Annotated in this window: 16 protein-coding genes and 1 pseudogene; 4 read left to right on the top strand and 13 right to left on the bottom strand. The window is 61.1% G+C overall.

Translation table 11 applies throughout. From position 1 onward, the window contains the following. Window positions 1–28: 28 nt before the first annotated feature. Window positions 29–994, top strand: coding sequence for a metal ABC transporter ATPase (locus M5B99_RS07940; protein WP_248803518.1), 966 nt, complete (start codon window positions 29–31; stop codon window positions 992–994). Between the two features lie 165 nt (window positions 995–1,159). Here the strand turns inward: M5B99_RS07940 and hldE are convergent, their stop codons facing one another. Together hldE and msbA are read right to left on the bottom strand one after the other, a co-directional pair. After that, window positions 1,160–2,581 (bottom strand): bifunctional D-glycero-beta-D-manno-heptose-7-phosphate kinase/D-glycero-beta-D-manno-heptose 1-phosphate adenylyltransferase HldE, encoded by a 1,422-nt coding sequence (gene hldE / locus M5B99_RS07935; protein WP_248803517.1) that lies wholly within the window; start codon window positions 2,579–2,581, stop codon window positions 1,160–1,162. A gap of 113 nt (window positions 2,582–2,694) precedes the next feature. After that, on the bottom strand, window positions 2,695–4,500 hold the full coding sequence (msbA, locus tag M5B99_RS07930; protein ID WP_248803516.1) for a lipid A export permease/ATP-binding protein MsbA: 1,806 nt from the start codon (window positions 4,498–4,500) through the stop codon (window positions 2,695–2,697). 158 nt (window positions 4,501–4,658) lie between these two features. Between msbA and M5B99_RS07925 the strand changes: the two are divergent. Beyond that, a pseudogene (locus M5B99_RS07925) lies at window positions 4,659–5,843 on the top strand (O-antigen ligase family protein); the annotation flags it as partial. 124 nt (window positions 5,844–5,967) lie between these two features. Here M5B99_RS07925 and M5B99_RS07920 read toward each other — a convergent pair. The 11 genes from M5B99_RS07920 to glnE form a co-directional block, all read right to left on the bottom strand. Next, window positions 5,968–6,597 carry a CatB-related O-acetyltransferase gene (locus M5B99_RS07920; RefSeq protein WP_248803514.1) on the bottom strand — a complete coding sequence of 210 codons (630 nt, stop codon included), beginning with the start codon at window positions 6,595–6,597 and terminating at the stop codon, window positions 5,968–5,970. A 4-nt stretch (window positions 6,598–6,601) separates the two neighbouring features. Next, window positions 6,602–7,483: a glycosyltransferase gene (locus tag M5B99_RS07915; RefSeq protein WP_248803513.1), complete on the bottom strand. Its 882-nt coding sequence runs from the start codon at window positions 7,481–7,483 to the stop codon at window positions 6,602–6,604. Then, window positions 7,480–8,631 carry a glycosyltransferase gene (locus tag M5B99_RS07910; RefSeq protein ID WP_248803512.1) on the bottom strand — a complete coding sequence of 384 codons (1,152 nt, stop codon included), beginning with the start codon at window positions 8,629–8,631 and terminating at the stop codon, window positions 7,480–7,482. Before M5B99_RS07910 ends, M5B99_RS07915 begins: the two co-directional genes overlap by 4 nt. 27 nt (window positions 8,632–8,658) lie before the next feature. Continuing rightward, window positions 8,659–9,789, bottom strand: coding sequence for a glycosyltransferase (locus M5B99_RS07905; RefSeq protein WP_248803511.1), 1,131 nt, complete (start codon window positions 9,787–9,789; stop codon window positions 8,659–8,661). Further along, a complete protein-coding gene (locus M5B99_RS07900; RefSeq protein WP_248803510.1) occupies window positions 9,773–11,530 on the bottom strand; it encodes a carbamoyltransferase in 1,758 nt (585 codons plus the stop codon). The genes M5B99_RS07905 and M5B99_RS07900 overlap by 17 nt, the downstream gene beginning before the upstream one ends. 181 nt (window positions 11,531–11,711) lie before the next feature. Next, the gene (locus tag M5B99_RS07895; RefSeq protein ID WP_248803509.1) at window positions 11,712–13,166 is read right to left on the bottom strand and encodes a lipopolysaccharide kinase InaA family protein; all 1,455 of its coding nucleotides are present in this window, start codon (window positions 13,164–13,166) and stop codon (window positions 11,712–11,714) included. Window positions 13,167–13,205: 39 nt separating this feature from the next. Further along, window positions 13,206–14,012, bottom strand: coding sequence for a lipopolysaccharide core heptose(I) kinase RfaP (rfaP, locus tag M5B99_RS07890; RefSeq protein WP_248803508.1), 807 nt, complete (start codon window positions 14,010–14,012; stop codon window positions 13,206–13,208). Next, window positions 14,009–15,133: a glycosyltransferase family 4 protein gene (locus M5B99_RS07885; protein WP_248803507.1), complete on the bottom strand. Its 1,125-nt coding sequence runs from the start codon at window positions 15,131–15,133 to the stop codon at window positions 14,009–14,011. Before M5B99_RS07885 ends, rfaP begins: the two co-directional genes overlap by 4 nt. Then, window positions 15,133–16,194 (bottom strand): lipopolysaccharide heptosyltransferase I, encoded by a 1,062-nt coding sequence (waaC, locus tag M5B99_RS07880; protein WP_248803506.1) that lies wholly within the window; start codon window positions 16,192–16,194, stop codon window positions 15,133–15,135. The genes M5B99_RS07885 and waaC overlap by 1 nt, the downstream gene beginning before the upstream one ends. Beyond that, window positions 16,195–17,229: a lipopolysaccharide heptosyltransferase II gene (gene waaF, locus M5B99_RS07875; RefSeq protein ID WP_248803505.1), complete on the bottom strand. Its 1,035-nt coding sequence runs from the start codon at window positions 17,227–17,229 to the stop codon at window positions 16,195–16,197. It lies immediately after the preceding gene. A gap of 55 nt (window positions 17,230–17,284) precedes the next feature. After that, complete coding sequence (gene glnE, locus M5B99_RS07870; RefSeq protein WP_248803504.1) at window positions 17,285–20,224, bottom strand: bifunctional [glutamate--ammonia ligase]-adenylyl-L-tyrosine phosphorylase/[glutamate--ammonia-ligase] adenylyltransferase; 2,940 nt, start codon at window positions 20,222–20,224, stop codon at window positions 17,285–17,287. Between the two features lie 382 nt (window positions 20,225–20,606). On the opposite strand from glnE, the gene aceE reads away from it, so the two are divergent. Both aceE and aceF read left to right on the top strand, forming a co-directional pair. Next, window positions 20,607–23,252 carry a pyruvate dehydrogenase (acetyl-transferring), homodimeric type gene (aceE, locus tag M5B99_RS07865; protein ID WP_248803503.1) on the top strand — a complete coding sequence of 882 codons (2,646 nt, stop codon included), beginning with the start codon at window positions 20,607–20,609 and terminating at the stop codon, window positions 23,250–23,252. 11 nt (window positions 23,253–23,263) lie between these two features. After that, window positions 23,264–25,222, top strand: coding sequence for a dihydrolipoyllysine-residue acetyltransferase (aceF, locus tag M5B99_RS07860; protein WP_248803502.1), 1,959 nt, complete (start codon window positions 23,264–23,266; stop codon window positions 25,220–25,222). Window positions 25,223–25,308: the final 86 nt, after the last annotated feature.

Raw genomic sequence — 25,308 nt, 5'->3', positions numbered from 1 at the left:
GCCGACCCCGACGCAAGAAGGAGCCGAGATGCCGCGGACGCTGATACGCAAGAACCCCAGCGACTTCAAGACCCTGCCATTACTCGTCGAGGCGACCCCCGAAGGCTTGTGTTACCAGAGCGTCGGGATGCCGTTGAACTTTGCGCAAACCTTGCACAAACGCAAACCGGTCGCAGTGGACAACCCCGAGCGTTTCACCCTGGGACTGGCCAACCTCGGCGTCTCGGTGCGCCTGACCCTGCACTGGCACAACCGCGACTACTGGGTGCTGGTCCGCCAGCGCCGCCAGGATCGCGGCGACGTGGTACTCAAGCTGATTTCCGGCTATGTCCCGGCCCATGAACTGGCCATTCCGCTGCTCACCGCCATCGCCGAAATCGCCGAGGAGTGCCTGCTGGAAACCCCGGAAGGCTGGCTCGGCGGTCGCTTCAATGAGACCTGGCTGCCGACGCCCTACTCGGCGGCCCTGCATTACCGCGAAGCCCTGCCCTTTCGCCTGACCTCCTTGTCCGGCGCGGCGCGGCCGGTACGCTGCGGTGCACTGCAACTGATGGAGCGCCCGCGGACCTACGTGCACCTGCCCACGGCATCATTGCAACTGATCTATGACCTGCGCCTGGAGGTCCCTCGCGAGGCCAAGTCCCTGAGCCTGTTCCATGTCGACGAGCGCCTGGAAAACGATCAACTGGTGGCACGCCTGGACCGCGGCCGACCCGACCTGTACCTGATGCCACTCAAGGACGGGCAGCCCTGCGCCGAGCTATACACGCTGAAAAAGGATCAACTGCATCCGGCCAGCACCCGCGGTCTGTACCTGGCGGAAAGCTTTGCCCGACAGGAAGGCTGGGTGGTGCGCGAGGAACGGATTCGCTGGAAGGACTGGGTCCGTCAGCAAGGGCTGGGGGAGCCGGAGAAAGATTCGAAAATCAAGCGCCTGACCGGCAAGGCCCGGCAGATCCTGCGCAAGATCGTGCCGCTGAAAACCGGGCGCTGACAAAGCAAGGACGAACACATGGCCCTTGTCGATACAAGGAACCTGCTTGCTGGCGATCGCGGCCGTGTGGCCACCACAAGGCTCAAGGGCCTCATTGCCAGCAAGCTGGCTCCACAGTGAAAGCCGAAACCCAGGCCCGCACCTATCGAACGGGCCTGGCGCTTATCAGTTGCTGCGGATCTTCTCGACAATGGCCGTGGTCGAGCTGTTTTCCACCAAGCCGAGCACTTTCACCGTCCCGCCATAGGCGGTCACGATGGAGGCACCGACCACCTGGTCGATCCCATAGTCCCCTCCCTTGACCAGCACATCCGGCTTGACCTGGGCCAACAGGTTTTCCGGGGTACCCTCGGGGAAGCTGATAACCCAGTCCACGGCACCCAGGCCGGCCAGCACGGCCATGCGCCGATCAACACTGTTGATCGGACGGCCAGGGCCCTTGAGGCGGCTCACCGAGGCATCGTCGTTGACCGCGACGATCAACCGATCACCCTGGGCCCGCGCCTGCTCCAGGTAGGTCACGTGACCGGCGTGGAGAATGTCGAAGCAACCATTGGTGAAGACGATCTTCTCGTTGTGCGCCCGTGCGTCGTCGACCGCCAGCAGCAATTGCTCCAGGCCCAGCACGCCGCGCTCGGACCCTTCCTCACGCTGGATCGCCCGGCGCAGCTCAGGCGCACTGATGGCTGCCGTACCGAGCTTGCCGACCACGATGCCGGCAGCGAGGTTGGCCAAGGCCACGGCATGCGGCAGTTCTTCGCCCGCGGCAATGGCCGCCGCCAGGGTCGAGATCACTGTATCTCCGGCACCGGTCACATCGAATACTTCACGGGCCCGGGCCGGCAGGTGCAGCGCCGGATGATCCGGGCGCAGCAGGGTCATGCCATGCTCGCCACGGGTCACCAGCAAGGCGCCGAGGTCCAGGTCCTGCATCAACCGGGCGCCCTTGGCCACCAATTCATGCTCATCGGCGCAACCGCCGACAATGGTTTCGAACTCGCTGAGGTTCGGCGTGATAAGGCTCGCGCCACGGTAGATCGAAAAGTCCTTGCCCTTGGGGTCAGCCAGCACGGGAATACCCCGCGCCCGGGCGGCCTGGATCAGGACCTGGTGATTCTTCAAGGCGCCTTTGCCGTAGTCGGACAGCACCAGCACCTTGACGCCTTCGAGCAAGCCATCGACTTCAGACGCCAGAGCCAAGGCATCGGTGGCGAAGGGTTCTTCAAAGTCGATCCGCAGCAACTGTTGGTGGCGGCTCATGACCCGCAGCTTGACGATGGTCGGCTGGTGCGCAATACGCTGGAACAGAGCCCGGACCCCGGCCCCCTTGAGACTGTTGACCAGGCTGTCGGCGGCCTCGTCGTCACCAGTGACCCCCACCAGCGATGCCGGAGCACCCAGGGCGGCGATGTTCAGGGCAACGTTGGCGGCGCCACCGGGACGGTCTTCGATATGCTCGACCTTGACCACTGGCACCGGTGCCTCAGGAGAAATCCGTGAGGTACCACCATGCCAGTAACGGTCGAGCATGACATCGCCGACCACCAAGACAGGGGCTTGATCGAATCGCGGCATGGACAACTTCATGGAGCAACCCACATAAAAAATGAACAGGGGCGCGATATTAACACAGGGTTAGCGAAGGCTTGCCTAGACAAAAACAGGGCGCAACGATCGGCATCGCGCGCCCTGCCAACGGATCAGACGATCCCGACGTGCGCCGGTTCGTCCAGGCCCATGGCATTGAGCCGGGCGTAGTAACCCTTTTGGGCAAGCAGCTCGGCATGGGTACCACGCTCGACGATACGGCCCTGGTCCATGACCAGAATCAGGTCGGCCTTCTCGATCGTCGACAACCGGTGGGCGATCACCAGGGTGGTGCGCCCTTGCATGGCATGATCCAGGGCAGCCTGGATATGCCGCTCCGATTCGGTATCGAGGGCCGAGGTCGCTTCATCGAGGATCAACAGCGGGGCGTTCTTGAGCAACGCTCGGGCGATTGCCAGACGCTGGCGCTGACCGCCGGAAAGCAGTACGCCATTTTCACCCACGAGGGTGTCAAAGCCCTGAGGCAGTTGCTCGACGAAATCCTTGGCATAGGCGTCCGCCGCCGCGGCCTCGATATCGGCCCGGGGAGCGCCGGCCAGATCGCCGTAGGCAATATTGTTCGCCACGGTGTCACTGAACAGCGTGACATGCTGGGTGACCTGGGCAATGTGTCGACGCAGGTTCAGCAGTCGATAATCCTCGATATCCACGCCATCGAGAAGAATCTCCCCACTGTCATGGTGATAGAAGCGTGGGATCAGGGCCGCCAGGGTCGACTTGCCGCTGCCGGAGCGTCCGACCAGGGCCACCATCTGGCCAGGCGCGACACTGAAGCTGACATTGTCCAGGACCTGACGCTCGGTGCCCGGATAGGTAAAGCTCAGGTTGCGCACTTCCAGATGACCACTGACCGACTCCCGCTCCACGGTGCCGGTGTCCACTTCCGGAGTGACATCAAGCTGCTCGAAGATACTTTCGGCACCGGCCACACCCTTCTGGACCGTGGAGCTGACTTCGGACAGCTGGCGAATCGGCTTGGGCAGCAAACCGGCCAGAGTGATGTAGGCAATCATGTCGCCGGCCGAGGCATCGCCACGCAGGTAGAGCACCAGAAACAACAGCACCGCCATGGCGCTGTAGATCACCATTTGCAGCATCGGCGTATAGATCGCACCGGTGCGGGTCATGCGCAACTGTCGGTCGGTGTTGCTCAGGCTAGCCTTGAGAAAGCGCCGCTGCTCGTAGGTTTCACCGCCGAAGCTGCGAACCACGCGATAGCCCTGGATGGTTTCCGAGGCAACATGAGTGACATCACCCATCGCGACCTGAATCTTCTTGCTCTGCTTGCGAAACTTCTTGCTGGAGGTGCTGACCATCACCGCGATCAACGGCAGGATGGCAACCATCACCAGGGTCAGGCGCCAGTTCATCCACAGCAGCGAGAGGAACAGGAAGACCACGGTCATGCCTTCGCGGATCACCACCTTGATCGCGTCGGTCACCGCCCCGGTGACCATGGTCACGTTGAAGGTAATGCGCGAGATCAGATGCCCGGAGTTGTGGGTGTCGAAATAACGATTGGGCAACGTCAGCAGGTTATTGAACAGCTCCACCCGCAAATCGTGAACCAGCCCCAGGGACACCTTGGCCAGGAAAAAGTTACCCAGGTACGAACCCAACCCTTGCCAGGCGGCGATCAGCACCAGCAACAGCGGCACCGCCTGCAGCAACTGCAGGTCGCGCAGGTAAGGCACCGTCGGAAACAGCGCGGCTTGCGGATTGGACAGGCCGTCGACGAAATATTTCAGAATATAGCCGAGCATCGGTTGGGTCGACGCGAATATCAGGAAACCCACGATACTCAGCGCGAACAGGCCGATATAAGGCCGTACGTAGCCGAGTAGGCGGAAGTATACTTTCAAGCTCGATGGGCTTGCGCTGAGACTGGATTCGGTCATATCACGCGGCGGTTATGAAAAAGGAGGCTGACTTTAGCACAGCTTCCGGGGTGTATTTGCACACGAAATGATCAACAATCCCGCACCTTGACCAATGACATTGAAAAGCTGCCCACTTATGATGGGCGATGATCACTCTTGTGGAATGACCTGCCTGCATGCAATCCAATCATCTGACCTCTGCCTCAACCCGTATTTTTGACTTCCTGTGTAAATGGATTCTGCCGCTGGGTTTGCTGATCTTGCTTTCAGGGATGTTCTTTCTCGAGAGCCGCAGCGCGCTAACCTCATTCTACCTCGGGCTGTTCGGTATTCCCTCTCTGCTGATGCTCTGCCTGCGTCCGAGGGAAATCAAGACGCTGCTGGGAGAGCCAATTATTGCCGGTTTCCTGGCGCTCTGTATCTGGTTGTGCCTGAGCCTGCTGTGGAGCCCTCCAGAGAACCCGGATTTCGGGATGATGAAAATTCCCTTGCAACCGCTCATGCTCTTCGCCGGTTGCGCCATGCTGCTCCAGTACCGTAGCGAGGCCTTGAAGCCGCTGATGCTCTGCGCGGCGACCATCGCCCTGGTCGCGACCATCATCGACCTCGTGCCATTTTTAAGAGATTACGCACCCGGTCATCGCATGGTCGGCGCAGGTGCCTTCACCAACCCGCTGCTGAGTTCTCATCTGTTCGGGTTTTTCTGCATTTACTGGTTGTACACCTGCATTACCAGCCCGCGCCTGTCAGTCCTCTGGCTCAGCGTACCGGCGACGGCCGTCATGCTGGTCGCGGTCATCGCAACGGGGTCGCGAACCCCGCTGGTGGCCCTTACCCTCTCTATCCTGTGGCTAAGCATCGTCAGCCGTAATCGCAGGGCTCTGGTGATGATCACGGGCATACTGCTGGGCTCAGCCGTCATTCTGCTATTGTTCCCGGATGTATTGGGCGACCGCGGCAGCTCCTATCGCCTGCAGATCTGGCAAATTGCCTTGGGGAGAATCGCCGAACACCCCTGGATTGGTCATGGATACGACTCTGAGCTGCGCATCGATGTCGGCATAGGCTATCTGCTGCAGGAGCCCCACAATTTTGCCCTGGGGGTGCTCTACTACGTCGGAATCATCGGCCTGATCCCCTGGGCCTTCATATTGGCGTGGGGTCTGCTCAGCGGCTACCGTCATCGCCTCCAGCCGCTGTTCGTCCTCGCCTCCACCCTACTGATCTACGGCATTGGTGCCGGCCTGGCCGAAGGCGGCGCAGTCCTCACACGACCGCGCGAACACTGGTTCCTGTTGTGGATCCCCCTGGCCCTGATCGCGGCACTCAGTATCGCCAATCGCGGCCATCAGTTGGCAAAGGGCAAACAAGCTCAAATTTGAGTCATGCCCTGCTCGCTCGCAATCTCGCCGTCGCTATCCACTGACGGCGAGATGGACGGACAAACGAGCACAGGGCATCAGGAATGTGCGCACACCTCGCTACTCAAGAAGACTTGCGCTGTCCGGCATAAGCCAGGAATCCGGCGATGTCGTCGCTGCAGAGCTTGTCGGCCAGACCCTGCACCTCTTCCTTCGGCCAATTCCACCAGGCACTTCGCAATAACGCCATGCGCTGGTCCTCTGGAAAACGCCACTTCACAAAGCGCGCAGGATTGCCAGCCACCACCGCATAGGGCTCAACATCCCGAGTCACCACCGCACCGGCGGCGACAATGGCGCCATCACCGACGGTAACGCCTGAAAGCAGGGTACAATTGGAGCAGAGCCACACATCGTTGCCGACCCTGACATCGCCACGAGAACCACCATAATCGGTAATATGCGAGGCCTGCGACAACACGGCAGGAAAGGGGAAGGTACTCACCCAATCGGCGCGATGATGCCCCCCCAGGAAAATCTGTACGCCACCGGCGATCGAACAATAGGCACCGATACGCAATGTCGTGCCTTCATGCCAATCATGGACCTGTGGGATGCCGTAACTACCATAGCCAAAATCATAGCCATTCTCTGGGTAGCGACGGCGGAAACGGGCCGCTCCTCGCTCGATTCTCGGTAGTTTTCGAATGGCACGTTTAGCGCGTTTTTCCAAGAAGCGTTCAAACCAACCCACCCCATTACCCCCTGTGCTGCGGCGAAAAATACAAGCGCCCCAAACCCCGTAAGGTCCTGCGATTAAAGTATTTGTACGGGATCTGCTTGAGAAGCTCTCGGGCCAGCGCCCTATCCCGATTTGCCGCCTTGATAAACATCGAGTTCAGGAACTTATAACGCACTTCGTCATAGGCCGGGTGCTCACTGAACAGTGCATAGGTCTTGAGAATCGAGTCGATCATGAATCGGAGATTCTTGTATGAATTGCTGGCGTGTTTGCGATAACGGGCCATTGGCACCCCGAGGGCGTCAATGAAATAACCGGCATGCGTGACCTTCAACTCGATCTGCAGGTCCTCCAGACGAATCGTCGGGTCGAAGCCGCCCACCTCTTCCAGGACCTCACGTCGAATCAGCAAGGTAGGTGCCGGTGGATAGGGCTTTCGCTCAAGAAACATGTCATCAAAATCCAGGCGACGGAACGGCACGTCCCGGCCCGGGCGTTTCTCGGGAAAAGGATTACCGTTGCTATCGATCAGCTCGATATTACCCGCGCAAATACCCACCTCGGGCGCACCCTCCATATGGGCAACCTGGATCGCTATACGCTCGGGCAACATAATATCGTCGGACCCAAACGGAGCAATCAAACTCCCCCTGGACCGGGCAACCGCACCGTTAAGCGTGCAGGTCAAACCCTGGTTCTTCTGAACCTGAAAGTCGAAGCCATGCTCGGCTTGCAGACGCCTGATCCGCTCGACACTGTCATCGCTGGAACCATCGTCGACCACCAACAACTCAATATTCGGATACGTCTGGCCAAGCACGCTCAGAATGCTCTGCTCAATGTATGGCCCATGGTTATAGGAAGCAATAATGACCGAAACCAGCGGCTGCAGACTCATACCCGCCCCTCATCACGCAGACCCATTTCGATCAGGTCCAGGTACTTTTGCCTGAATTCCGCCAGGGTGTGATGCTCCTGCAGATAGCGAAAGGCTTGCTCACCTTTGACACGCAGTTGCTCGTCGCTCATCGCCAGATAGGTGTCCAGCGCTGCAGCCAGTTGCTCCACATTGCCCGGATCATGGGACAGGCCACCAGCACCTTGCACAAGCGGCAACATTGCCGGGACGTTGGAGGCAATAATGGGCAAGTGCCCACACATACCCTCCAGCAACGCCAAGCCCAGCCCTTCGCTCAGAGAAGGCATAGTCCAGATATCAAATGCTCGCAAGTACTGCATAGCGTCTTCTCGAAAACCTAGCAAATGCGCACGCCCTTCCAGCCCCAGACGCTCTATCTCAGCCTTCAAATTGGCCTCCTCTCTCCCGGTGCCAATGATTGCCAGCTGACTATCAGGGTACCGGTCCTTGAGCAGGGCAAAAGCCTGAAGCAGATGAATGTGCCCCTTGATCGGAACCAGGCGCCCCAGCGCACCAATCAAGCGGGCCGAAGATGACACCCCCAACAGATCGCGTGAATGCTCGCGCGAGTGCTGCAAGCGTTCCGCCTGTTCGATATCGATCGCATTACTGATCGCATAGGTATTTTTATCGGTGAAGCCGGATTGGCAACCCAACAGATAAGCTTTCACCGCAGGCGAAACCCCGACAAAACGCCAATGCTTGTCAGCCAGCACCTTGACCTGGCGACGCCGATAAAATCGATCATACTCACCAAAGCCATGAGAGATGCCAATGCACAGAGGGATTTTCAACCAGCGATTGAGCTGCAACAACATGTTCACCGGTTTGAAACGATTGCAGACCACCACATCGAACTGTCCTTTACGACAGAACTGATACAAACGCCACATCACCCACAAGCGCATGACGCCTTTGAGGGCATTGCTGGTAAAATCGAAATAAACAGAATGTTCAGCGCGGCTGACCGGTTCCCCTGGCCCAGGACGACCGCGCAAAAAAGCCGATGTCACCTCATAGCGTTCCTTCGGCAGAGCCAGGACAATCTGTTCGGCCAAATCGGAGAAATCATTTCTTTTGACATTGTAGTCCGGCTGTAACTGCAGGACCTTGAAACGCTTGCTCATACATCTCTCCACTGGAAGCCTGTCGTATCAAGCCTCAACAGTCAGATCGGCAACCTGCGGCAAGCGCCAAAAGGCCTCACGAACCGCTTGATCCGAAAAACGCTCACGCAAGCGCGCCAGCATGAGTCCGGCAGAGGCCAGACGTTGTTCATCATCGAGTAACGAGAGGCTCTTGAGCCCCTGCGCCAGATGCTCGGCATCCGCCAGCGGAAACAGGATGCCGACGCCCTCGACTACTTCCTTGGCGCCGCCACAATCCGCAGCAAGAAGCGGCACTCCCGCCGCCATAGCCTCGAGCAAGACCATACCAAAAGGCTCGTAATTGGAGCTCAACGCAAATACATCGAAGGCCTTGAAGTAGCGCCGGGCTTCAGGGATGTTTCCCAGGAACAAAACTTGCTCGGCAACGCCTAGCGCCCGTGCAAACGCCTTGAGTTCCTGCTCCAAACGACCGCTGCCGAGAATGACCAATTGGCTGTTCTGAGGCAGATACGGCAGGGCGATCGCAAATCCACGGATCAATGTGGCCTGATCCTTATCGGGATGAAGCCGCCCGACATTACCAACGATCCAGGCCTCGGATGACAACCCAAGCGCGTCGCGCGCCTGAGCCGGGGGCAGCTGACTGGCTTGAAGGGAGTCGATATCAATGCGGTTATAGAGCGTATTGATACGATCGGCAGGCCAATGCGGCAAACTCTGGCGAATTTCATCACGCACCGCATCGGAAACAGCGAGCAGACTCAGGCGCTTATGGAACAGATTGGCGAACAGCCGGCGACTAAAGCGCTGGTAGTCACCAAAGGCATGGTGAACACCGATGATTGGTAACGAGGTGCTCAACATGCTGATAAAAATAGGTTTGGCGCGATGGGCGATGCAGAAACTGAAATTCCGCGCAGCGACTATCTTGCGCAAATCACGAATGGCGCCCAGCTTCAGGCCAGCAACTGCCTTGGAGCTGTACTCCATGAACAACACTTCATCTGACGCGCAACTGGCGGCGACATTGGCGTCAGCAGCCCCCGTCAGGAACACTGTGGTTACCCGGTAGCCGGTACCACTGAACAGACTCGCGTACTGACGGGCACAGTCAAGAAACGGACTGCTGTAGCTATGGCAAAATTGCAGCACATGGCGATCAACCAAGCGAGTCATAAGCCTCCGTTCCATCCTTGACCACCAGGATGTCTTCCATGATCAGGTACTGCAAATCCGAACCAAAGAACATGTTCAAGGCATCGGTCGGCGAGCAGATCATCGGTTCGCCGCGACGGTTCAGTGAGGTATTCAGGGACACACCATTGCCGGTGAGGACCTCCAGCGCTTTCATCATATCGTAGTAGCGCGGGTTGTATTCGCGCTTGAGCACCTGGGCCCGCGAAGTGCCGTCCTCATGGACGACTTCCGGCACACGGGTCTTCCATTCTTGCGCCACTTCGAAAGTGAAGGTCATGAACGGCGCCGGGTGATCGATCTTGATCATCTGGGGTGCCACGGTGTCGAGCATCGACGGGCAGAAAGGCCTCCAGCGCTCGCGGAACTTGATCTGGTGGTTGATCCGATCCGCCACGCCGGCGACGCTCGGGCAACCGATGATCGAACGACCGCCCAGGGCCCGCGGACCGAACTCCATGCGGCCCTGGAACCAGGCCACCGGGTTGCCGTCAACCATGATCCTGGCGATCTGCTCCGGCATGTTCTCAAGTTTGCGCCACTTCGGCGCTTTTTCGTGGCGCGCGCAGGCGGCGATCACGTCTTCGTTGCTGTAGGACGGGCCGAGATAGACGTGCTCCATCTTCTCCACCGGCACCCCGCGAGCATGGGACACATAGGCCGCCGCGCCCACCGCCGTGCCGGCATCGCCGGAAGCCGGCTGCACGAACAGCTCCTTGACGTCATTGCGGGCAATGATCTTCTGGTTCAGCTTGACGTTCAGCGCGCAACCGCCGGCAAAGGCCAGCTTGCCGGTGTCCTTGAGAATATCGCCCAGGTAGTAGTCGATCATCTGCAGCGAGATCTTCTCGAATAGCGCCTGCATGCTGGCCGCGTAGTGAATGTACGGCTCGTCGGCGATATCGCCTTCACGCTTGGGGCCCAGCCATTCGATCAGTTTCGGCGAGAAGTAGAAGCCCTTGCCCTTTTCCTTGTAGCGGCGCAGGCCAACGACGTTAGCGTAGTCGGTGTTGATCACCAGCTCGCCGTTTTCGAACGAGGCCAGGCGCGAGAAGTCATACTTGCTGGCATCGCCGTAAGGGGCCATGCCCATCACCTTGAATTCACCGTCGAGCATTTCAAAGCCGAGGAACTCGGTGATCGCGCCGTACAGGCCGCCCAGGGAGTCCGGATCGAAGAACTCCTTGATCTTGTGGATCTTGCCGTTTTCGCCGTAGCCGAAGAAGGTCGTGGCGTACTCGCCCTTGCCGTCAATACCGAGGATCGCGGTTTTTTCTTTGAAACCGGAACAGTGGTAGGCGCTGGAGGCGTGGGCCAGATGGTGCTCGACCGGTTCGATCTTGACTTTCTTCGGATCGAAACCCAGTTGTTCCAGGCACCAGACGATCTTGTTGCGATAGCGCTTGTAGCGGCGGTTGCCCATCAGAATCGCGTCAAAAGCACGATCCGGGGCGTACCAGTAACGCTTGGCGTAGTGCCAACGAGCCTTGCCAAACAGGCTGATGGGGGCGAACGGAATCGCCACCACATCAACGTCGGACGGTTTGATACCGGCCTGTTCCAGGCAGAACTTCGCCGATTCGTAGGGCATGCGGTTCTTTGCATGCTTGTCGCGTACGAAGCGTTCTTCTTCGGCCGCTGCAATCAGCTTGCCGTCGATGTACAGCGCTGCGGAGGGATCATGACTAAGGGCGCCGGACAGGCCGAGAATCGTCAATGCCACAGGGGTCTAGCCTCTCAAAGTCTACATGCAGGCGACAAGGCGCCTGAAAAAATGTGTGCCGCCAAGGGAGTGGCAAACAACTAAAGGGCGGGATTATAGCAAGGATTATCATCGCGGGAGCTGACGCAGGGCAGACGAACACACTGGTTTCATCTGCCCGTCTTATCCTGTCGCCGGCGTGTCAGCCCTGTTCGGGGGCCGCCGAGCGGGGCAAACGCTGGTCGATCAAGCGGTACAAGGCGCTGCTCGTCGGCCAGTTGCGCATGAAGCGCGCCCGATCACGGGCGTAGGCCTTGGCGAAGCTGTGCGCCGAACTATGCTGGCGCATCGAGTCCAGGTCGATCAGGGTCCAACGATCGTCCTGCCAGAACAGGTTATGCCCCTTGAAATCACCGTGGCTGATACGCTCACGGATCAACTCGGCAAACAGCTGCTCCAGCGCCTTGAGCTCCGCCGGCGGTACCTCGCCCGACTCCACGTATGGTGCAAAGCGCTCGATCACATCCGCCCCGTCCAGATGTTCGGTGAGCAGGTAGGCACGGCTGCGCAACCAGAAAAACCGCCGCTCCAGCACGGCTAGCGGCTTGGGCGTGGCGATCCCGAGGAACGCCAGGCGATTGCCTTCACGCCAGGAATGCCAGGCCCGGCTCGGGCGCCAGAAACGTTTGAGCCAATGGCTGAAGCCCTTGATGTTGTAGCGTTTGAGCACCAGAGGACGGCCGCCGACATCGACCCGTCCCACCGTGGCCGTACCGCCGTTCTTGTACAAGGGGCCCCGCGCGAGCAGCGCATCGGCCTGCTCCAGCACCGGCCCCAGCAGCGCTTCTTCTTCGCGGCGAATCGCCCGCAGGCCGAACGCCCCGCGCCGGACACTGAACAGCGAACACTCGCGGGCGATCTTGCCGAGAAAGTCCTTCAGGCGCCAGCCACGGACCTTGTCCACCTGCTTGAGCAAGGCCTCCAGCGGCAACGCATGCTCGCCGTTGCTCAGCAGGTAGTGCACCAGCAGCTCTTCGATAAACGGCTCGAACGCTTTGGGCAACTGGGCAAAAAACACCCCGAGGTTTTCCAGCACTTTCTGCCGTGACAACGGCTGGCCCGGATGCTCGACACGGATCCCGGCACCGTCGATCAAATACAGCTTGCCGTCATGGCGCAGCAGATTGTCCAGGTGCAGGTCTTCCTGCCACAGGCCCTTGCCGTGCATCCGCGCAATGACGCCCAGCGCCTCGGCCAGTACCTGTTGTTGCGCGGCGGCCAGCAGCGGCAGCGACTCGACCTTGCTCCAGGCCTCGCCCAGGCTCTCGGCGCCTTCGAGAAACTCGAAGAGCAACCAGCCGCCCTCGCCCTCTTTCAGTCCATCGGCCAACAACAGCGGCGTGGTCAGGCCCTGCTCGGCCAACAGCCGAACACCCTGCAGTTCTCGCTGGAAGTGCCGTGGCGCCTTGCTGCCCACCAATAATTTGGCCAGCACCGCACGCCCACGCCAGACTCCGGCACCGACATAACGCTGGCCGGGCAACACGCGCAACAGGCTCAGCAACTGCAGTTGCCCGCTGCCGGCGGCATCCGCCAACTCCAGGTCCAGGGGCAGCGCCGGAGCCCGTCCGGCAGTTTTCAATTCAGATAAACGCATCAACCCCTTCCTTCGCCAAACGACGCAAACGCAGCGACATCAGAGCGCGCCGCCGTAGCGCAGTTTGCGCCGGTAAAGTTTTTCCGCCTTGCGCTCGAGCAAGACCAGCAGCGCGGCTTCATCGCGCAGGATCTGGCGCAGCGGCTGGCGGAAATAGCCCTTCAGGAAACGCAACCGGTCACGCCGGGTCAGGCCGATATCCAGCACAGAGAAATACAGCGCCGCCAGGTCCTTGTTGCGCCAACGCGCGGGGATCGTCGCGCGGGTCTGGGCACGGTGCAGGTCGATGACCGAGAGCTTGAGGTTCTCGGCCGTCACCGGCTTGTCGGTATGCAGCAGGAAATGGCAGATATAGCAGTCACGATGATTGACCCCGGCGCGGTGCATCATGCCGGTCATGCGCGCCACTTCGGCGATCAGCGCGCGCTTGAGCCGCGGCTCCGGTGGCTGCTTGGGCCAGTCCATGCTGAAGTCTTCGAGACTGACGGTCGGCGCCAGTTCTTCGGTGACGATGAACGAATGCTGGTCCGCCGGGTTGCTGCCACGCTCGCCATAGGCCACGGCGGTCATGGTCGGCACCGCGACTTCCTGCAGGCGCTGGATCGCCCGCCACTCCTGGCCCGCGCCGAGGACCGGCAGTTTGGCGGTCAACAGGTTCTTGAAGATCTCGCGCCAGCCGATGCCACGGTGGATCTTGACGAAATAACCACGCCCGGCGACTTCCGTACGTAAGGTTCGCCGTGCTTCCAGCTCACGGTAAACCACGCCCTCCAGGCGCTCGACCTCGGCGAACGCATCGCGTCCAGCCCACAAGCGCTTGAACGGCTCGGCCAGGATCAGCTTCATTGCGGTAGTTCCCCCAGGATCACGTCCGCCGCACGCTGCGGCATGCTGTAGAGGTCAGCTGTCTCGGCATAGCTCAGGCCATGCTGGCTCCAGGCCTGACGCGCGGCCTGATCGACCAACATCCGTTCCAGGTATTGATTGAGCTGGGATTGCTCGAACGGCTCGTCCAGCACCAGGCCGCAATCGGCCTCGGCGATGTAGCGGGCATAACCGCAGACCGCAGTCACCAGCACCGGCAGACCGGCCACCAGAGCCTCAAGCAGCACCGTGCCGGTATTTTCGTTGTAGGCCGGGTGAATCAGCAGATCGGCGCCCAACAGGAAGCGCGGGATATCGCTGCGCCCCATGAGGAACTGCACGCGATCGCCCAATCCCAGCGAGGCACTCAGCGCCTGGAAGGTCTTGGGGTCGTCCTGGCCAATGACAAACAGCCGGGTGCGTTCTTTCAAGGCCGGCGGCAACGCGCCCAGGGCCTTGAGGCTGCGATCGAGCCCCTTGGTCTTGAATCCGGAACCGATCTGCACCAGCAGCAGCTCATCGTCCGCCAGCTTGAACTCGCGGCGAAACTCGGCGCGGATCTCGGCGGCATTCGCCGGCGCCCGACGATCCAGGGAAATCCCCGGCGGCAGCACGTGGAAGCGCTCCTGCGGCGTGTCGTAATACTTGACGAACAGCGGCTGCTGGACTTCGGAGATCATCAGGATTTCAGTCTTCGCATCCCGGGCGAACACCGCCCGTTCATACTCGGCGAAATGCAGGTAACGGCCCCAAAGGCGATACAACGAAGTACGCTGGCTCTGCGCCTTGTCTTCGAAGCAGCCATCGGCGGCATAGTAGACGTCCAGGTCGGGCATCTTGTTGAACCCGATCAGCCGCGCCACCGGCCGCTTGGCCAGATCGGCCTTGACCCAGGCACTGAACTTGGCGTAACGCCAATGGTTGAACAACGCCTTGACCGGCACCATCACCACCTCGAAGCCAGGCGGGATATCACCCTCCCAGAACAGGCTGTAGATGCGGATCTGGTGCCCGCGCTGTTGGCACTCCAGGGCAATGCGCATGAAGTCACGCTGCAATCCACCAAACGGAAAGTACTTGTACAGAACAAAAGCCAATTGCATCAGTGCCGCTCCTCAGCCATTAACAGCGCGCTCAGTCGGCTTACCACACGCTCGGGATTCAAGCGCGTGAAGCACAGAGGCAACTCGCGTTTCAGATCGAAGCGCTGCTGGTCCTCCGCTGTCGGAACGTAGGTGCATTTCTTTTGAAGACAGGGCGCGCAGGGGAAGTTGCTCGCCAGATGGATCTGCGACCGACCATAGGCACCGGTCAGGATCGAACTGGTCGGACCGAACAGCGACAGCGTCGGCACATCCAGCGCGGCGGCCAGGTGGCCGAGGCCGGTATCCACCGCCACGCAGGCCGTGGCACCGGCCAACACTTTGGCGACCCCGGCCAGGTTCAGCTTGGGCAACACCACGACGTGTTTCAGATTGCGCGCAATCCGCTCGGCCCGGGCCTTTTCCTCGGCATTGCCCCAAGGCAGCTTCACCGGCACGCCCAACTGGCCCAGGCGCACGGCCAACTCGCGCCAGTAGGCTTCCGGCCAGTGCTTGGTGTCCCAGGTGGTGCCGTGCAGAAACAGCACGAAAGGCGCCTTGCGCGGCAACTCGACCAGTTTGTCGACATCCAGACCGTAGTCGCCCATGCCCCTGGGCAGGTCATAGCCCAGCGCCAAGGCAAACAACTGGCGCATGCGATCAACCGCATGCTGATTGCGCGCCACCGCCAGGCGCCGCGAATAAAAACGGCTGGCCAGGGGTTCACGGGCCGATTGTTTGTCCGGGCCGGCCACCGGCGCCTTGGTATAGCGGGTCAGCAGAGCGCTTTTCACCAGGCCCTGGGCATCGATCACCAGATCGTAGGGCCGGGCGCGCAGGCTCTCCTTGAACCGCCGCCACTCGCCACTCTTGATGGTCTGCCAGATATTCTTGCGCCAGCGGCGGATCGCCACCGGAATCACCTTGTCCACCGCCGGGTGCCAGCTCGGCAATTCGGCGAAGCCTTCCTCGACCACCCAGTCGAAACGGATGCCGGGAATCGCCCGCGCGGCATCGGTGAGCGCCGGCAAGGCATGAATCACATCACCCAGGGATGAGGTCTTGACCAGCAATACGCGCAATTAGTGAACCTCGACCGCAGTGCCGTGCAAACGCTGCAAGGCTTCATTCACCGGGGTCGGCTCGAGCTGACGCAGGCAGTTGTAATGACCGAAACGGCAGGTCCGGTCAAAGCACGGACTGCACTCCAGGCCCAGGCGGACGATTTCCACCTGGTCCGCCAATGGCGGGGTGAACTCCGGCGAAGTCGAGCCGTAGACCGCCACCAGCGGACGGTTCAATGCCGCGGCGACGTGCATCAGCCCCGAGTCGTTGGAAACCACCGCATCGGCGCAGGACATCAGGTCAATGGCCTCGGCCAGGGAGGTGGCGCCACTGAGGTTTACCGCTTCTTCCCGCAAACCAGGGATCAGGCGCTGACGAATGTCTTCGCCGACCGCGTGATCGTTCTTCGAACCGAACAGCCAGACCTGCCAGCCTTCACGAATCCGCGCCTCGGCGACTTTCGCGTAATGCTCCGACGGCCAGCGCTTGGACTCGCCGAACTCGGCACCCGGGCACAGCGCCAGTACCGGACGGTCCAGGCTCAGCTCGAACTTGGCCAGCGCGGCATCGCGGCTGGCCGGGTCGATCCGCAAACTCGGCCGCGGATACGGCGTCGGCAGGCGCTCACCCGGGTCATAGGCCAACGCCATGAAACGTTCGATCATCAGCGGATAACGTTGCTTATCCAGCTTGCGGACATCGTTGAGCAGACCGTAGCGAAACTCGCCGCGCCAGCCGGTGCGCTTCGGCACGCCGGCGAAAAACGGCACCAACGCCGACTTCAGCGAGTTGGGCAACAGGATCGCCTGGTCGTATTGACCGGCCAGGGACTTGCCGATGCGCCGCCGCGTGGCCAGTTCCAGAGCGCCATGGCCGAGCGGAAAGCTCAAGGCCGCCCGCACCTCGGGCATGCGCTCGAGGATCGGGCGGCTCCATTCCGGGGCCAGCACATCGATCTCGCACTGCGGATGACGCTGCTTCAGGCACTGGAACAGTGTCTGAGCCATCACCATGTCACCGACCCAGCTGGGCCCAACGATCAGAATATTCATAGGCTTCCACAAACGATGCGGGGAGGCTTATGCCTCCCCGCCTCTAAAATATCAATCAGCTTAGCCCCAGCTCGGTCCATATCCGCATGACATCGCGACGTTCGACCGCGAACTGATCGCCGGCGATCACCCCTGCCTCCTTCTGCAACGCCTGGCGATGGGCGGCGGAACGATAGGCCTTGTAGGCCTCGCGCAGCAGGTTGGCATCCGTGGCGGGGATCAGGCCAGCCTGCTCCAGCCCTTCGAGAATGCGGATATTGTCGGTGTAGCGGAGCAACGCCGGGTGCGCTTTCGACCAAGCCAATGTCGCGTATTGCACCATAAATTCAATATCGACGATACCACCGGCATCCTGCTTGATATCGAAGGGTGCCGAGGCCTCGAAGGCATTGGCCGCCGTGCCCGCCGCGGTGGCCTTGCTCCCCAGGTTGTCGCGCATCTTGGCGCGCATCTCGCTGACCTCCTGGCGCAAGGTCGGCAAATCCCGCTCACGCCCCAGCACCGCCGCCCGCACTTTCTCGAACGCCGTGCCGACCTCCTGGCAACCCACCAATACCCGGGCGCGGATCAGCGCCTGGTGCTCCCAGGTCCAGGCTTCGTTCTGCTGGTAACGCTCGAAGGCGCCCAGGGAACTGACCAGCAAGCCCGAAGCACCGGACGGGCGCAGACGCATGTCCACTTCATAGAGCTGGCCGGAGTTGGTCTGGGTGGTCAGCAAGTGAATGATCCGCTGGCCCAGGCGGGTGAAGAACTGCGCGGTATCGATGGGCTTGGCACCATCGGTCTCGGCATTCGGGTCGCCGTCGTGGATAAACACCAGGTCCAGGTCCGAGCCATGCCCCAACTCGATACCGCCGACCTTGCCGTAACCGACAATAATAAAGCCCGGATCGCACAAACTGCCGTCGACGCGACGCGGCGAGCCGTGACGGGCGACGGTCTGGCGCCAGGCCAGGGCCAGTACCTGTTCGAGAATCGCCTCGGCGAGCCAGGTGAGGTAGTCGCTGACCTTCATCAACGGCAGGCTGCCGGAAATCTCCGAAGCCGCGACCCGCAGGCGATGCGCCAACTTGAAGTGTCGCAGCGCCTCCATCTGCTGCTCGAGGTCATCCTCCGGAATCCGCGTCAGGCGCTCACGCAGCTCCGCGGCCAACTCCGGTGCCAGCGGCGGCTTGAACAGCCGGCCTTCGTTGAGCAACTCGTCGAGCAACATGGGGAAGCGGGTGATCTGTTCAGCAATCCATGGGCTGGCGGCGCACAAGGTCAGCAAGCGGCGCAAGGCCCCGGGATTCTCCGTGAGCAGCACCAGGTAGGCCGAACGCCGGGCCACGGCCTCCACCAACGGCAGCACGCGTTCCAGTACCAGGTCCGGATCGGCATGTTCCACCGCCTGGGCCAGCAGGCGCGGAATAAAGGCATCGAGCCGCTCCCGACCGAGACGCTGCATGGCGCGCAACTGTGGGCTGGTACGCAGCGCCGCCAGTTGCTTCAGGGCCTTGGCGGCCTCCTTGAAACCGCCTTCCTGCAACTGCCGGCAGGCCGCCTCTTCGTCCTGGGACTCTTCCCACAGCGGCAGCCATTCGCCGCCGACCATCACTTCGCTCTCGGCGCCGTCCTCTTCGTCCGGGTCGGCGATCACCTGGCGGAAATGCCAATCGACCCGCCCGCGCCAGTGCATCAACCGCTCATGGAACGCCGCCCAGCTGTCGAAGCCCATCATGAAGGCGATGCGCGCGCGGTCCTTGTCATCGTCGGGCAACATCTGGGTCTGGCGGTCGGCAATCGCCTGGATCGCATGCTCGGTGTAGCGCAAAAACTCATAGCCGCTGCGCAACTCGCCGATCACCGCCGACGGCAGATAGCCCTGGCCTTCCAGGGTTCCCAGCACCTTCAACAGCGGCCGCTGCTGCAAGCTCAGGTCACGCCCGCCGTGAATCAGCTGGAAGGCCTGGGCAATGAACTCGACCTCGCGAATACCGCCGGAACCCAGCTTGATATTCTCGGCCATGCCCTTGCGTCGGACTTCCTGCTGGATCAACTGTTTCATGGTGCGCAGCGCTTCGATGGCCGAGAAGTCCAGGTAACGCCGATAGACGAAGGGTCGCAGCATTTCCAGCAACTGCGCGCCAGCCACCTGGTCGCCGGCCACCACTCGCGCCTTGATCATCGCGTAGCGTTCCCAGTCACGGCCCTGGTCCTGGTAGTACTGTTCCAGGGCATTGAAGCTCAGCACCAGCGCACCGGCCGAGCCATAGGGCCGCAAGCGCATGTCGACACGAAACACGAAACCGTCGACAGTCATCGGGTCCAGGGCCTTGATCAGTCGCTGGCCCAGGCGGATGAAAAACTCCTGGTTGTCCAACGGGCGCTTGACCCCGACCGTCTCGCCGCCTTCCGGGTAGGCAAAGATCAGGTCAATGTCGGAGGACAGGTTCAACTCCACGGCACCGAGCTTGCCCATGCCGAGGACGACCATTTGCTGCGCCTGGCCACTGCGCCGCCCGGTGGGCGTGCCGAACTGCTGGCAATAGCGCGGGTACAGCCATTGATAGGCCTGGTCGATGCAGGCGTCGGCCAGGTCGGAAAGGTCGCGACAGGTCTGCACCAAGTCCGCCTGGCGCGTCAGGTCACGCCAGATGATCCGCACCTGCTGGCGCGTGCGCTGACGGCGCAGGACCCGCCCCAGCTCATCTTCCGTTTCGACCTGCTGCAACGCCGCGGCGACCTGCCCGCACATCTCCCCCGGTGCAAAGCCGCGATCCAGGTCGCCGAACTGCGCCAGCTCCAGCAACATCAGAGGGTCACGCAGCGATTGTTCAATAAAGAAGTCACTGGCCGCGCCGACCCGGGCGAACTGCGCCCAGCGTTGCGCGGTCCACTGGGCCAGCCCGTGATCGTCCTCCAGGGCGGCAACGGCGGCACGAAACGACTGCTCGGCACGATTGGCGGCAGACAGGAGAATGGCCGGCAGGTCGGCCAACATTGGAAGGCTCATGGTCTATCCTTGGTGATCGAACAATCAGCCGCAGTCTGTGATAGCGAGAAACACGCTGTGGAAAGGACTGTCGAACAAAAGTTAGAAATAGCTGATAATGGTTATTTTTTGGCAGCCAACCTCAAAAAGGTGCTCACCTTGATTATTTTCCAACCAACAATATCGATTAGGTTCACAACATAGCAGGAAGTTTTCACTCGTCGATCTGTAGTTTTACTACTCGTCTATACATTCGAAAGGCTGAAATGGTCGACGATTTGTAGTAAAACTACAGGACTCCGGTACAACCTCCGGACATCCAAGAATTTATGTCGTCTGCCCACAAGGCCAGTCGCAAACTCAGGCAACCGATTCTGGAAGCCTTTCCGCCCTGGAGCAAGCCATGCAAGACCTCGATCCCGTCGAAACCCAGGAATGGCTGGACGCCCTGGAATCGGTTCTCGACAAAGAAGGCGAAGACCGTGCTCACTACCTGATGACCCGTATGGGCGAACTCGCGACCCGCAGCGGCTCGCAACTGCCCTACGCCATCACCACACCGTACCGCAACACGATTCCCGTCACCCACGAAGCACGCATGCCTGGCGACCTGTTCATGGAACGCCGCATTCGCTCGCTGGTGCGCTGGAACGCGATGGCCATGGTAATGCGCACGAACTTGAAAGATTCTGACCTGGGCGGTCACATCTCCAGCTTCGCGTCCAGTGCCACCCTGTATGACATCGGCTTCAACTACTTCTTCCAGGCCCCGACCGACGAACACGGCGGCGACCTGATCTACTTCCAGGGCCACACCTCGCCAGGCGTCTACGCCCGTGCGTTCATGGAAGGTCGCATCAGCGAAGAACAAATGAACAACTTCCGCCAGGAAGTCGACGGTCACGGCCTGTCGTCCTACCCGCACCCTTGGCTGATGCCTGATTTCTGGCAGTTCCCAACCGTTTCCATGGGCCTGGGCCCGATCCAGGCGATCTACCAGGCACGCTTCATGAAGTACCTGGAAGCCCGTGGTTTCATCCCGGAAGGCAAGCAGAAAGTCTGGTGCTTCCTGGGCGACGGCGAGTGCGACGAGCCGGAATCCCTCGGCGCCATCTCCCTGGCCGGTCGCGAGAAGCTGGACAACCTGATCTTCGTCATCAACTGCAACCTGCAGCGCCTCGACGGCCCGGTTCGCGGTAACGGCAAGATCATCCAGGAACTCGAAGGCGTGTTCCGTGGCGCCCAGTGGAACGTTACCAAAGTCATCTGGGGTCGCTTCTGGGACCCACTGCTGGCCAAGGATGTCGACGGCATCCTGCAACGCCGGATGGACGAAGTCATCGACGGCGAGTACCAGAACTACAAGGCCAAAGACGGCGCGTTCGTGCGTGAACACTTCTTCAACTCGCCTGAACTCAAGGCGATGGTTGCCGACCTGTCCGACGACGAGATCTGGAAACTCAACCGTGGCGGCCACGACCCGTACAAGGTCTACGCGGCGTACCACGAAGCGGTCAACCACAAGGAACAACCGACCGTCATCCTGGCCAAGACCATCAAGGGTTATGGTACCGGCGCCGGCGAAGCGAAGAACACCGCGCACAACACCAAGAAGGTTGATGTCGAAAGCCTGAAGCTGTTCCGCGATCGCTTCGACATTCCGGTCAAAGACGACCAGCTGGAAAACCTGCCGTTCTTCAAGCCCGAAGCCAACAGCGCCGAAGCCCGCTACCTCAGCGAGCGCCGCAGCGCACTCGGCGGTTTCGTGCCACAGCGCCGCGCGCAAAGCTTCAACATCCCGACCCCGCCACTCGATACCCTCAAGGCCATCCTGGACGGCTCGGGCGACCGTGAAATCTCCACTACCATGGCCTTCGTGCGGATCCTCGCGCAACTGGTCAAGGACAAGGAAATCGGCTCGCGCATCGTCCCGATCATCCCGGACGAAGCCCGCACCTTCGGTATGGAAGGCATGTTCCGCCAACTGGGCATCTACTCGTCCGTCGGCCAGCTCTACGAGCCAGTCGATAAAGACCAGGTGATGTTCTACAAGGAAGACAAGAAGGGTCAGATTCTCGAAGAAGGCATCAACGAAGCAGGCGCCATGAGCTCCTTCATCGCCGCCGGTACTTCGTACTCCAGCCACAACCAGCCAATGCTGCCGTTCTACATCTTCTACTCGATGTTCGGCTTCCAGCGCATCGGCGATCTGGCCTGGGCCGCCGGCGACAGCCGTACCCGTGGCTTCCTGATCGGCGGCACCGCCGGCCGGACCACGCTGAATGGCGAAGGCCTGCAGCACGAAGACGGTCACAGCCATATCCTCGCGGGCACCATCCCGAACTGCCGTACCTTCGATCCAACCTACGGCTATGAGCTGGCGGTGATCATCCAGGACGGCATGAAGAAGATGACCGAAGAGCAGCAGGACGTTTTCTACTACATCACCGTGATGAACGAGTCCTACCAGCAGCCCGCCATGCCGGCCGGTGTCGAGGAAGGCATCATCAAGGGCATGTACCTGCTCGAGGAAGACACCAAGGAAGCAGCCCACCACGTGCAACTGATGGGCTCCGGCACCATCCTGCGCGAAGTGCGTGAAGCGGCGAAGATCCTGCGTGAGCAATTCAATATCGGCGCCGACGTATGGAGCGTGACCAGCTTCAACGAACTGCGTCGCGACGGCCTGGCCGTGGAGCGCAGCAACCGCCTGCACCCTGGCCAGAAGCCAAAGCTGAGCTACGTCGAAGAATGCCTCAACGGCCGCAAAGGTCCGGTGATCGCCTCTACCGACTATATGAAGTTGTTTGCTGAACAGATTCGCCAGTGGGTCCCATCCAAGGAGTTCAAAGCCCTGGGTACCGACGGTTTCGGCCGCAGTGACAGCCGCAAGAAGCTGCGTCACTTCTTCGAAGTCGACCGTCATTTCGTGGTGTTGGCAGCCCTGGAAGCCTTGGCTGACCGTGGTGAGATCGAACCCAAGGTGGTGGCCGACGCCATCGTCAAGTTCGGGATCAACCCGGAAAAACGCAACCCACTGGACTGCTGAGGAGACACCCTGTGAGCGAACTCATTCGCGTACCTGACATCGGCAGCGGTGAAGGTGAAGTAATCGAACTGTTTGTGAAGGTCGGCGATCGCATCGAAGCCGACCAGAGCATCCTGACGCTGGAATCGGACAAGGCGAGCATGGAAGTGCCCGCGCCGAAAGCCGGTATCATCAAGAGCCTGAAAGTGAAGCTGGGCGACCGCCTGAAAGAAGGCGACGAGCTGCTGGAACTGGAAGTCGAAGGTGCCGCCGCCGCGGCTCCCGCTGCCGCACCAGCACCTGCTGCCCAGGCGGCGGCTCCGGTTGCGGCCGCCGCGCCGGTTGCCGCCCCGAGCGCCGCACCTGCCACTGCCTCGGTCCAGCAAGTGCACGTGCCGGACATCGGTTCGTCGGGCAAGGCCCAGATCATCGAGATCTCGGTCAAGGTCGGCGACAGCATCGAAGCTGATCAATCGCTGATCACCCTCGAATCCGACAAGGCCAGCATGGAGATCCCGTCGCCGGCCGCCGGCGTCGTGGAAAGCATCAGCGTCAAGCTCAACGACGAAGTCGGCACCGGTGACCTGATCCTGGTCCTGAAAGTCGCTGGCGCCGCGCCAGCCGCGGCTCCTGCCCCGGCCCAGGCTGCCGCCGCGCCGGCTGCCGCTGCAGCACCAGTTGCTGCAGCAGCTGCTCCGGTTGCCGACAGCGTCCAGGACATCCACGTGCCGGATATCGGTTCGTCGGGCAAGGCCAAGATCATCGAAGTCTCGGTCAAGGCCGGCGACACCGTCGAGGTCGATCAATCGCTGATCACCCTCGAGTCCGACAAAGCCAGCATGGAAATCCCGTCGCCGGCCGCCGGCGTGGTGGAAAGCGTTTCCATCAAACTCGACGACGAAGTCGGTACCGGTGACCTGATCCTCAAGTTGAAGGTCAAGGGGGCTGCCGCCCCAGCCGCTCCTGCTCCAGCAGCAGCACCGACTGCACCGGCCAAGGCTGAAGCGGCGCCTGCCGCTGCACCTGTAGCGGCCACCGCGCCAACCGCCGCCCCGGTCAACTCGGGTGCCAAGGTTCATGCCGGCCCGGCGGTACGCCAACTGGCTCGTGAATTCGGCGTCGAACTGAACGCTGTCAGCGCCAGCGGCCCCCACGGCCGCATCCTCAAGGAAGACGTGCAAGTCTACGTCAAGGCGATGATGCAGAAGGCCAAGGAAGCACCGGCCGCAGCAGCTGCCGGCGCAACCGGCGGTGCCGGCATCCCGCCGATCCCGGTCGTGGACTTCAGCCGCTTCGGCGAAATCGAAGAAGTACCGATGACCCGCCTGATGCAGGCTGGCGCCGCCAACCTGCACCGCAGCTGGCTGAACGTGCCGCACGTGACTCAATTCGACTCGGCGGATATCACCGAGCTGGAAGCGTTCCGCGTGGCCCAGAAAGCCGTGGCCGAGAAGGCCGGCGTCAAGCTGACCATCCTGCCTCTGCTGCTCAAGACCTGCGCCCACCTGCTCAAGGAACTGCCGGACTTCAACAGTTCGCTGGCACCAAGCGGCAAGGCGATCATCCGCAAGAAGTACGTCAACATCGGCTTCGCCGTCGATACCCCGGATGGCCTGCTGGTCCCGGTGATCAAGAACGTCGACCAGAAGAACCTGCTGCAACTCGCCGCCGAAGCGGCTTCCCTGGCGGAAAAGGCCCGGACCAAGAAGCTCTCCGCCGACGACATGCAGGGTGCCTGCTTCACCATTTCCAGCCTCGGGCACATTGGCGGCACCGGCTTCACGCCGATCGTCAACGCACCGGAAGTAGCGATCCTGGGTGTTTCCAAGGCCACCATCCAGCCAGTCTGGGACGGCAAAGCCTTCCAGCCCAAGCTGATGCTGCCGCTGTCGCTGTCCTACGATCACCGCGTGATCAACGGCGCGGCCGCCGCGCGCTTCACCAAGCGCCTGAGCGACCTGCTGGCGGATATCCGCACCATCCTGCTGTAACCGCAAACCCGGTCTCCTCCCTGGAGGAGATCGGGCCCGCGCATCGATTTCCGAGCGCCACGCTCGTACCTCAACCCCGCCACTTG

Source organism: Pseudomonas sp. MWU13-2100, assembly GCF_023242365.1.
In the GTDB taxonomy this organism is placed as follows: domain Bacteria; phylum Pseudomonadota; class Gammaproteobacteria; order Pseudomonadales; family Pseudomonadaceae; genus Aquipseudomonas.
The sequence above is the reverse complement of the archived record's forward strand: the minus strand, read 5'-3'. Positions and strand labels throughout refer to the sequence as shown.

Bases quoted from the DNA above. Each gene is read 5' to 3' on its own strand.
- M5B99_RS07940 (WP_248803518.1), top strand. From the start codon at position 29: ATGCCGCGGACGCTGATACGCAAGAACCCCAGCGACTTCAAGACCCTG.
- hldE (WP_248803517.1), bottom strand. From the start codon at position 2,581: ATGAAGTTGTCCATGCCGCGATTCGATCAAGCCCCTGTCTTGGTGGTC.
- msbA (WP_248803516.1), bottom strand. From the start codon at position 4,500: ATGACCGAATCCAGTCTCAGCGCAAGCCCATCGAGCTTGAAAGTATAC.
- M5B99_RS07915 (WP_248803513.1), bottom strand. From the start codon at position 7,483: ATGAGTCTGCAGCCGCTGGTTTCGGTCATTATTGCTTCCTATAACCAT.
- M5B99_RS07910 (WP_248803512.1), bottom strand. From the start codon at position 8,631: ATGAGCAAGCGTTTCAAGGTCCTGCAGTTACAGCCGGACTACAATGTC.
- M5B99_RS07905 (WP_248803511.1), bottom strand. From the start codon at position 9,789: ATGACTCGCTTGGTTGATCGCCATGTGCTGCAATTTTGCCATAGCTAC.
- M5B99_RS07895 (WP_248803509.1), bottom strand. From the start codon at position 13,166: ATGCGTTTATCTGAATTGAAAACTGCCGGACGGGCTCCGGCGCTGCCC.
- rfaP (WP_248803508.1), bottom strand. From the start codon at position 14,012: ATGAAGCTGATCCTGGCCGAGCCGTTCAAGCGCTTGTGGGCTGGACGC.
- M5B99_RS07885 (WP_248803507.1), bottom strand. From the start codon at position 15,133: ATGCAATTGGCTTTTGTTCTGTACAAGTACTTTCCGTTTGGTGGATTG.
- waaF (WP_248803505.1), bottom strand. From the start codon at position 17,229: ATGAATATTCTGATCGTTGGGCCCAGCTGGGTCGGTGACATGGTGATG.
- glnE (WP_248803504.1), bottom strand. From the start codon at position 20,224: ATGAGCCTTCCAATGTTGGCCGACCTGCCGGCCATTCTCCTGTCTGCC.
- aceE (WP_248803503.1), top strand. From the start codon at position 20,607: ATGCAAGACCTCGATCCCGTCGAAACCCAGGAATGGCTGGACGCCCTG.